The following is a 2,719-nucleotide window of genomic DNA, read 5'->3' as shown; positions in this document are numbered from 1 at the left end:
GACGATCGCCGCCCCGATCGGATGCTCGGAGGCCGATTCGACGGCGGCGGCGCGGGCCAGCACGGTGTCCGGATCCTCGCCCCGGGTCACCGCCATGCTGCCGACGTTCATCACCCCGCGGGTCACCGTGCCGGTCTTGTCCAGCACCACGGTGTCGACCCGGTGCACCCGCTCGAGTGCGGCCGGGTCCTTGATCAGGATGCCGAGCTGGGCGCCGCGGCCGGTGCCGACCAGGATGGCGGTCGGGGTGGCCAGCCCCAGCGCGCACGGGCAGGCGATGATCAGCACCGCCACCGCCGCGGTGAAGGCAGCCGCGGCCGGGTGGCCGGTGAGCAGCCAGCCGGCCAGGGTCAGGGCGGCGATCACCAGCACGGCGGGGACGAAGACCCCGGAGACGCGGTCGGCCAGCCGCTGCACCGACGCCTTGCCGTTCTGCGCGTCGGTGACCAGCTTGGCCATCCGGGCCAGTTGGGTGTCGGCGCCGACCTTCTCGGCCCGCACCAGCAGCCGGCCGTAGCTGTTCAGTGCGCCGCCCAGCACCCGGTCGCCGGGGCCGACGTCGGCCGGCATCGACTCGCCGGTCAGCGCGGAGGTGTCCAGCGCCGATGCGCCGTCGACCACCAGCCCGTCGGTGGCGATCCGTTCACCGGGCCGGACCGCGAAGACGTCACCGACCCGCAGCTGGTCCACCGGCACCCGCACCTCGGTCTGCCCGTCCGGGCCGTCGCGCAGCACCGTGGCGTCCTTGGCGCCCAGCGTCAGCAAGGCGCGCAGCGCCGCCCCGGCCGACCGCTTGGCGTGCGACTCGGCGAACCGCCCGGCCAGCAGGAACACGGTTACCGCGGCGGCCACCTCGAAATACACGTGCCCGCCGCGCTGGACGGCGCCGGTGAGCACCGCCACCGCCGACCACAGGTAGGCGGCGAACGTGCCCAGCGACACCAGGGTGTCCATCGTGGAGCTGCGGTGCGCGGCGGCGCGCAGTGCCGCCCGGTGGAACGGGTAACCGCCCCAGAACACGATCGGGGTGGTCAGCGTGAACACCCACCACTGCCAGCCGGGGAAGTGCCAGGCCGAGACCATCGACACCGCCACCACCGGGATGGCCAGCAACGCCGAACCGATCAGCCGGGAACGCAGCCGCTCGCCGGGGACGTCGGGATGCCGATGGTCGGCCGGCTGGTGGTGGTGATCACCGGCAGGCTCGCCGATCACCGCGGCCTGGTAACCGGCCGACTCCACCGCTCGGACCAGATCGGCCGGCGAGACACCGGATTCGTGTTCGACGTGCGCCCGCGCGATCGCCAGGTTCACCGTGGCGCGCACCCCGGCCAGCGCGTTGAGTCCGCGTTCCACCCGAGCCGCGCAGGAGGCGCAGGTCATGCCGTGCAGTTCCAGGTCGGTGGTGGTCACCTCGCCGATAATACCCCCCTAGGGTATTAGGTCACTGCGACGGTCATGGCTGTGCCGACGGTCATGGCCGTGTCGGCGGTCATGGCTGTGCGGTGCCGGCCGGTGCCCGGCTCGGTGCGCCCGGGCCGACCCGACCACCGCCAGCACCCCGGCGACCGTGGCCAGGGCCAGCGCCAGCAGCATCGTCTGCGGGTCGTAGGACGCCGAGGTGGTGACCGGCTCGCCGTCGGCGACCGGGGCGACCAGGACCGGGTGACTCACCCGCGACCAGCTCGCCGCGCAGCCCAACGCCGCTGCACCGGCCAGCAGCAACTCGACGCCGGCCCGGATCCGTGCGATCACCACGAGGCGGCCTCCGCGTCGTCGTCGGGTCCCGCCAAATCAGCCCCAGGGTACGTCGGGACCAGCGGGGTCAGCGCCGCCCGCAGCCCGCGGTGATGACGCGCCCAGGCCTGCGCGGTGCGTCCGCCGGTGAGCTTCAAGCCGATGCTGACCCGGCCCTTGGGGACGCCGCTCAGCTCCCCGAGCGTGCGCGCCGACTGCCATTTCTCCGGCTTCGCCGCCCGGTTGCGGACCTGCGGCGACTCCGGGTACATCCACACGACGTCGGCGAGCCGGATGGTCTCGGTGCCGTCCCGCAGCGTCATCCCGGTCAGCTCCACCGAGGTGTGCACCCGTGCCGCCGCGATCTGGATGGCCAGCATGCCGGAGACCCCGACCAGCAGCAGCAGCGGAGCCAGCAGCTGCACGCCGTAGCCGCCGGCGTGTTCGACCCACATCAGCGCCGCCGCGGCGACCGGCCCGCCGAGCAGCCAGTACCAGCTGGCGCCGCTCTCGTGGAACAACGGCTCGGGAGGCTGGCCGGCCGGCTGAGGTTCGGGCATGTCACGTCAGCCTAACCTGCCGACGCGGTGGCTCATCGGGCGAAGTATCGCTCGGCGTCGGTGCGGTGCAGCAGAAAGGCTCCGCCGACAATCAGCACCGACCCGACGATGCCGGTGAGGGCCGCGGTGATCGCGACCGCGGGCCGCTCGTCGTCGACGAGGATGCCCACCACCCCGTTCAGCACCGCGATCACCGCCCCGCCGGTCAACACGGTGCGCGCCCACCGGTAGCCGGAGCGCATCAGGACCAGAAAGGTCAGCACCAGCGTGCAGATCACCAGCGCGAACATGCCGACCGACAGGTAGAGCACCGGGGTGTGCGGGACCTTACGTGAGCCCCCAGTTCCGTTCCCGGGACGCCTCGCAGGCGTGAAAATGGTGTCGGGTCGCCTGCCGACGCCGACGTTTCCTTGGGACCTGTG

The 2,719-nt window shown here is 72.7% G+C and carries 3 protein-coding genes and 1 pseudogene; all 4 read right to left on the bottom strand.

What is annotated here, in order from left to right:
- The coding region (locus tag AC2VNT_RS09820; RefSeq protein WP_486946675.1) for a heavy metal translocating P-type ATPase at nucleotides 1-1,383 on the bottom strand (1,383 nt) is incomplete at its 3' end.
- A gap of 48 nt (nucleotides 1,384-1,431) precedes the next feature.
- Nucleotides 1,432-1,755, bottom strand: a complete 324-nt coding sequence (locus tag AC2VNT_RS09815; protein WP_486946674.1) for a hypothetical protein — start codon at nucleotides 1,753-1,755, stop codon at nucleotides 1,432-1,434.
- A complete protein-coding gene (locus AC2VNT_RS09810) occupies nucleotides 1,752-2,297 on the bottom strand; it encodes a hypothetical protein (RefSeq protein WP_486946673.1) in 546 nt (181 codons plus the stop codon). The genes AC2VNT_RS09815 and AC2VNT_RS09810 overlap by 4 nt, the downstream gene beginning before the upstream one ends.
- 32 nt (nucleotides 2,298-2,329) lie before the next feature.
- Nucleotides 2,330-2,719 (bottom strand): annotated as a pseudogene (locus AC2VNT_RS09805) (hypothetical protein); the annotation flags it as partial.

It is taken from the genome of Mycobacterium sp. TH-M15 (assembly GCF_057473705.1).
This window is presented reverse-complemented; position numbering and strand designations above follow the sequence as displayed.